Source organism: Mesorhizobium sp. P3_A9 (assembly GCF_056402975.1).
In genome coordinates this window covers 54,813-61,030 of the sequence record NZ_JBFUGJ010000009.1, presented here as the reverse complement: position 1 = coordinate 61,030, position 6,218 = coordinate 54,813, and the positions used below count along the sequence as shown (strand labels likewise).

Genomic DNA, 6,218 nt, shown 5'->3' with positions numbered 1-6,218 from the left:
CTCACCGCTTTGCCGAGATGAAACGCCACGCCCCTGGAGCGGTGGAGCGCCTCGACCGCTGTGGCTGTTTGCGCCGAGGCCACCCGCGCGAGCGGGCGATCGGCGGCTTCCACCACAGCTACCGTCATGCCGAGCCCACGCGCGACGGCAGCGATCTCGAGCCCGATATATCCGCCGCCGATGACAAGGAGCTTGCCGTGCTTTTCGAGCGTCGGCCGCAATGCATCGATGTCGGCGAGCGTTCGTATGGTGAAGATGCCCGCAAGACCGCGCGAAATCGCCTGCGGCAATTTTCGGGCGGTCGCGCCGGTTGCGAGCACGAGACGATCGTAGTCGAGCACGGCGCCATCGGCCAGACACACGCACCGCCGCGAACGGTCGATGGATGCGATGCGCGTTCCCAATCGCAACGCGATCCGGTTCTTTGCGTACCAGTCCTCCGCTTTCAGCTTCAGCCGGTCGCGCTCGAGTTCGCCGAGAAGATAAGCCTTCGACAGCGGCGGACGCTGGTAAGGAGCATCGGGCTCCTCGCCGATCAGGGTGATCGATCCCGCGAAGCCGTTTGCCCGCAGCTTTTCGGCCGTGGACAGGCCGGCCTGGCCGGCACCGACGATGATTATGCTGCTTTCGTTGCCGGGCACGGCCGCGGCGGGATGATCGGCGTCAAGGGACATGATCGGCCTCAACCGCTAGGCGGCCGGAATGCGGACAGAAATATTGTCCAGCGCATCGCTGACCTTGATCTGGCAACTCAGCCGGCTTCCGGATTCGCGCGGCGCTTCGGCGAAGTCCAGCATGTCGTTTTCATGTTCGCTGATGGGTCCGAGCGCCAGCAGGATTTCCTCGGGAAGCACGACATGGCATGTGGCGCAGGCCGCCGAGCCGTTGCATTCGGCGATGATGCCCGGAACGCTGTGTTCAAGCGCGGTTTCCATCAAGCTGCGGCCGTTCTGGGCCTCTACGGCGAGCTCGGCGCCGTTCGCGAGCATGAATCTGATCGTTGGCATGGCTCTCTCCCTCAAGCGTCCCAGACAACAGGCATGTGCGTGGGGCCACGAAACACCCAGCCCCGGACGCGGACGAGTTCCTGGTCCTTGAGCCGGAGATTGCGCAGCCGCTCGAACACCATCGGTACGGCGAGCTGGCTCACCAGCGCGCGCGACACCCAGGTGCCGGCGCAGAAATGCGATCCGGCGCCGAACGCCAGGTGGGACTTCTTCTCCCGGAAGACATCGAACTTTTCCGGATCGCTGAAACGGCGGTCGTCGTGGTTGGCGGCGCCGACGCACAGACCGACCTGCTCGCCCTTGTGGACCAGCGTGCCAGATATCTCGACATCGCGGGTCAAGCGGCGCGGATACATGCCGATCGGCGAGATCCAGCGCACCGCTTCTTCGAAGGCCTGCCCCCAGAGCGAAGGCTCGGCACGAACGCGCGCGAGCTGATCCGGGTTCTGCAGCAGGCCAAGGATCAGCGTCAGGATCGAATCGCGGGTCTCGTTCAATCCGCCGCCGATCGCGACCTTGATGTTGGCGTATATCTGCTCGACCGTCTGCGCAGGATCGGCCTGGAGCATCGAAGACAGCATCGAAGGATTTGGATTGGCCCGATGATGGGGCAGCATCCTGTCGACGGCGCTCTCGACGCCGCTGGCTGCCTCCTTCGCCTTGAGCGCGATTTCCGCGTTGTGCGAGTAGTTGCCGGAACCGTCGATGAGCGACTGCGACCACAGCGCCATCGTGCGCCAGTCGACGCCGTCGAAACCCAATATGTCGGCCAGCGCGTGCGCCGCGATCGGCGCGGCGAGTTCCTCGAAGAGCTCGGCCTCACCCTTGTGCTCGATCTGCGAAATGACGTCGTCGCAAATGGCCCGCATGGGGTCGGCCCAGCAGCGCTTGACGACGCCGGGACGCAGGCTCGGATCCATCGCGGCCCTTTCGCGGGCATGATCGTCGCCGTCCTTGCGCATCAGGTTCGGCCCGATCACCGTGTTGAGCAGCGACTGCGGATTGATGGAGGAAAACGTATCGGGGTCGCGTTCGATGGCCATGACGTCGTCGAAGCGCGTGACCATCATGATGTTGGCCGCCTCGACCTTGACGACCGGTCCGAGGTCGCGGACGCGCTTGAAGACTGGATACGGATTGGCAAGCAGGTCTTCGAAAGAGACGTCGTCGACCACTTTCACGGCTTCGTACATGGTTTCCTCCCTGTTGGGGGAACGAGGTACGAAATCGACGTGTATTCAGCAATGCGATGAGTTAGATAGAGGTCATCGAAAATTTGCATGGAGGAGAACGGCCATGCTGCCCGACGAGCTTGCCAGTGTAGACCTCGCGGCCTTGCAGACGCTTGTTGCCGTCCAGGACCGCGCCTCGTTTTCCGATGCCTCCCAGCTTCTTGGCGTCAACCAGTCCACCATTAGCTACGCCATCAAACGGCTGCGAAAGGCCTTCAACGATCCGCTGTTCGTCCGTCAGGGCAATTCGATCGTGGCAACCGACAAGGGCGATCAGCTCGCCCAGCAGGCGCGCGGCATCCTTGAGCAGATGGCCGCGCTGTCTTCGCCGACGGGTTTTGACCCAACCACGGCCGAAGGAAGCGTGACGGTGTCCTGTAACCACCACGAGCGCATGTTCGTCATTCCCGACTTCGTGCGCCGGGCGCAGAAGGAGGCGCCGAAAGCGACGATCCACATCTTCGAATCCGCTGTCGACGGCAAGCAGCAGTTGAAGCAGAACACATGCGACATCGTGCTTGGACCGGTCGCGATCCTCGGCGACATCTACTACCGCAGGAAACTGTTCACCGATCACTACGCCTGCGTCATGGACCCGGCGCACCCGCTGGCGCAGGGAACGCTGACGCTCGACCGCTACTGCGCCTCGCGGCATGTCGCGGTCACGCATAACGGACGCTGGGAAGCCCTCTATTTCGCCGCGTTGCGCGCAAAGGGCATCGAGATGCAGCCGGAGGTCACCGTGTCGAGCCACGACATATTGGAGCGGCTTATTCCCGGGTCGGAGCTGGTGGCGACGATTCCGTATCGGCTGGCGCGTCGCCTGTCGGACAGACTCGCGCTCCGCCCTTTCCCGATGGACGTCTTCATCCAGGTCGACATTTATTGGACCGAGCGCACGCACCACTCCGGTCTGCACCGCTGGGCCCGCCAGATCCTGGCTGAGGTCGCTGAGAAGAACCTCGGCGACGGGGACGTGCACGAGGCAGTAAGGGGCGACCACGTACCGGACCGACAGTAGGCCCGGAGAGAGAGAAAACGTCGACGCCGCCCAACGGAGGGCCGGTGGGCGATGCGTGCGACGCGGCTATGCCGTCGTCGCGCCAAGCATGACGACCGAGATCGTCACCGGCTCGTCGAAGGGATTGCGCCAGGCATGACGCGCGCCCTGCTGCACCACCGTATCGCCCTGCTTCAGCTCAACGGTCTTGCCGTCATCAAGCTCGAGCACAAGCCGGCCCTTGACGACGGTCACATAGTCGACCGTCGGCGTCTGGTGCATGCCGGGGCTGTCCATCTCGAAGCACTCGGCGATGCCGGGCGCGGCCTTCACATGCTCCGGACCCGCCAGTTCGGGTTTCCAGTCGGGCGACATCATCACGCTGTCCGGCGGAAAGGTGATCATCCAGAACACCGAGCCCCCGACCGAAGCCAGCATCGTGCCCTCGCTCGCCATCGGATCGACGCCGTCGCGTTTGGCCAGATCCGGCGTCCCGTCGACCTTCCACTGCGGGGAGGAAACGAAGCCGGGCGTGTGCCGCAGCGCCATCTCGCGCGGCGAGGCGCCGTCGCTGATGAATACCGATTTTCCTGCGGCGTTCTTTCCTGTGACGATGCGGCGAATGTTCATGTCTTGAACCTCCCAAATAACATGGATACCATCCGGTATCAACATACTACTACGTATGCAATTACGGATGGATCACAAAATTCGAGAACCCGCCATGGCGCTGGGCGATACCCGAAATGGCCTCATTGACCTTGCTCATGGGCGTTGCATGGGTTTCCAGGAGGTCGAAGCTGACCTTGCCGATCCCGACGAGGTCAGCCATTTCCTGGCCCTCGGATGTCGTCAGCCATGCCGAACCGATAAGACGCTGGTTGCGGTCCATCATCATGTGCACGTCAATGGGAACCGCACCCATCACGGCGCCGATGTCGACGGCGACACCGCCACGGCGCAGTGCCCTGAGACCCGCCAGGAAAGGCTCTTGCGGGGTACCGGGACCGTTGCAGTCGATGAAGGCGTCGACCCCTTCGCCATGCGCCGTCCTGGAACGGGCCCATTCGTCGGGCGATCCGTCGTCCAGCGAATGCGTCTCGATGATGCCAGGCGCCAGCGCCTCGATCTCCTTCAGCAGCTTCCTGTCGCGACCGGTGCCGAGAATCTTCTTGACCCCGAAGGACGGACCGAACACCGCGATCGATATGCCGAGCGTGCCGGAAATGCCATTGACGAGGATCGTGTCGCCAGGGCCGACCTGCGCCTTCTTCAGAGCGGAATAGCCTGTGCCCATGTAGCCGAGCCGCGCCGCCTGATCGAAGGTCATGTTGTCTGGAAGCGCGACGATCGCCGATGCCGGCGCGGCCATGTACTCGGAAATGCCGCCGACCGGGTAGTCTTCGAATGTCTGCAGCGCGTCGTGGCTAAAGCCGAAATAGCCCTGGAAGGCGTAGTGGCGGCAGGAAATCATGTCACCGCGCCGGCAATGACGGCAAGAGCCGCAGGAGCGCCCCGGATTGACGTAGACGCGATCGCCAGGCTTCAAACCGTGGACCTGGCTGCCGACCGTGGCGATCTCGCCGGTCGGGTCGAGGCCGAAGATCGCCGGCAGCGGCGGCTGCGGCATGTGGGGAAACCAGGTCGGCCACATCGCCAGGATGTTGGCGAGGTTCGGCACGATGCCGCACGACCTGACGCGAACGAGCACGTCCATCGACCCAAGCTTCGGGACCGGCACTTCCTCGATCCTCAGCTGGCCGCCGATCTCGTGCATGCGCGCCGCCTTCATCGTCTGCGGAATTGCTGTCACGTCGATACCTCCCGTTCGCTCGAACCAGTGCATGCCGAACTTTTCGGCGCGCACCTGGGCCTCCTCCCGAGGCCAGATCGGTGGTCGCACACTTTTTTCGAAATATCAATATTTTTTCGTAACTTTGTTGTGACAGGTGGAAATCGGCACCATGCTCAACCAGCGATCAGGCCATTTCGGTCTGAAATCGGTTCGCTTTGCCGCCGCCTTCCAACGACTTGCATATTTTCGAAAATCCGATTTACTCCGCTGCAGAGGTGCCTGCCTTCATGGCACGTCTTGAATGGGTGAGCCTTTGAAATTCGCTTCCTTCGTTGACCACTCCGGTGCCGGCTATGGAATCGTCGACGGCGAAACGATCCTGCGCCTGGATTCCGTTCCCGGCGCGCCGCTGGATCTCAAAGCCCATCTCGGCAGCCGCTTTCCCGACATCGCGCCCGACAAGGGCGATTTCGAAACCCTGCGGCTGGCCGAAGTCAGCCTGCTCCCTCCGATACCCAACCCGGGCAAGATCTTCTGCGTCGCCACCAACTTCCACGAGGATGGCAAGCCGGCGCCGCAGTTTCCCCTGCTGTTCATGCGCCACGCGCAAGCACAGATCGGCCATGGAGGCGCGATCCTGAAGCCGGCGATTTCCGAAAAGCTGGATTTCGAGGGCGAACTGGCGGTGATCGTCGGGCGCCGCGCCCACAAGATCGCGCGCGCCGAAGCGATGGCATGTGTCGCCGGCTACGCATGCTTCAACGAGGGGAGCGTGCGCGATTGGCAGAAACACTCGAGCCAGTTCACGCCAGGCAAGAACTTCTACCACAGCGGCGCGTTCGGCCCCTGGATGGTCTGCACGCGCGAGATCCCGGACCCGGCGCGGCTCCTTCTGGAGAGCCGGGTCAACGGCGTCACCAAGCAGTCGATCGCGATCGATCGCATGATCTTCGACATCCCCTGGCTGATCTCCTACATCTCGACGTTCGCCCCGCTCGACCCTGGCGACGTCATCGTTACCGGCACCCCCTCGGGTTTCGGCGCCAGCCGCAATCCGCCGGAGTTCCTTTTCCCCGGCGACGAGGTCGAGATCGAGATCCACGGGATTGGAACGCTGCGAAACACAGTCCGTTCAGACAGCCACCTCTAATATTTCGTAATAATATCTTTTTTTCGAAAATTAT

Annotated in this window: 7 protein-coding genes; 2 read left to right on the top strand and 5 right to left on the bottom strand. The window is 62.8% G+C overall.

The genetic code is table 11. The annotated features are described in order from the left end of the window. The 3 genes from AC1DX0_RS03340 to AC1DX0_RS03330 form a co-directional block, all read right to left on the bottom strand. A partial coding sequence (locus AC1DX0_RS03340; RefSeq protein WP_477354267.1) for an NAD(P)/FAD-dependent oxidoreductase occupies positions 1-674 on the bottom strand: 674 nt, incomplete at its 3' end. Between the two features lie 15 nt (positions 675-689). Beyond that, positions 690-989, bottom strand: a complete 300-nt coding sequence (locus AC1DX0_RS03335; protein ID WP_477222402.1) for a 2Fe-2S iron-sulfur cluster-binding protein — start codon at positions 987-989, stop codon at positions 690-692. Between the two features lie 29 nt (positions 990-1,018). Next, on the bottom strand, positions 1,019-2,200 hold the full coding sequence (locus AC1DX0_RS03330) for a cytochrome P450 (protein ID WP_477222403.1): 1,182 nt from the start codon (positions 2,198-2,200) through the stop codon (positions 1,019-1,021). Between the two features lie 103 nt (positions 2,201-2,303). Here AC1DX0_RS03330 and AC1DX0_RS03325 point away from each other — a divergent pair, with 103 nt between their 5' ends. Then, positions 2,304-3,260: a LysR family transcriptional regulator gene (locus AC1DX0_RS03325; protein WP_477222404.1), complete on the top strand. Its 957-nt coding sequence runs from the start codon at positions 2,304-2,306 to the stop codon at positions 3,258-3,260. Between the two features lie 66 nt (positions 3,261-3,326). Here the strand turns inward: AC1DX0_RS03325 and AC1DX0_RS03320 are convergent, their stop codons facing one another. Both AC1DX0_RS03320 and AC1DX0_RS03315 read right to left on the bottom strand, forming a co-directional pair. Further along, entirely contained in the window at positions 3,327-3,869 is a 543-nt protein-coding gene (locus tag AC1DX0_RS03320; protein WP_477222405.1) for a cupin domain-containing protein, read from the bottom strand. Between the two features lie 61 nt (positions 3,870-3,930). After that, entirely contained in the window at positions 3,931-5,085 is a 1,155-nt protein-coding gene (locus AC1DX0_RS03315) for an alcohol dehydrogenase catalytic domain-containing protein (RefSeq protein ID WP_477222649.1), read from the bottom strand. A 250-nt stretch (positions 5,086-5,335) separates the two neighbouring features. Here AC1DX0_RS03315 and AC1DX0_RS03310 point away from each other — a divergent pair, with 250 nt between their 5' ends. Continuing rightward, positions 5,336-6,184 carry a fumarylacetoacetate hydrolase family protein gene (locus AC1DX0_RS03310; RefSeq protein WP_477222406.1) on the top strand — a complete coding sequence of 283 codons (849 nt, stop codon included), beginning with the start codon at positions 5,336-5,338 and terminating at the stop codon, positions 6,182-6,184. Positions 6,185-6,218: the final 34 nt, after the last annotated feature.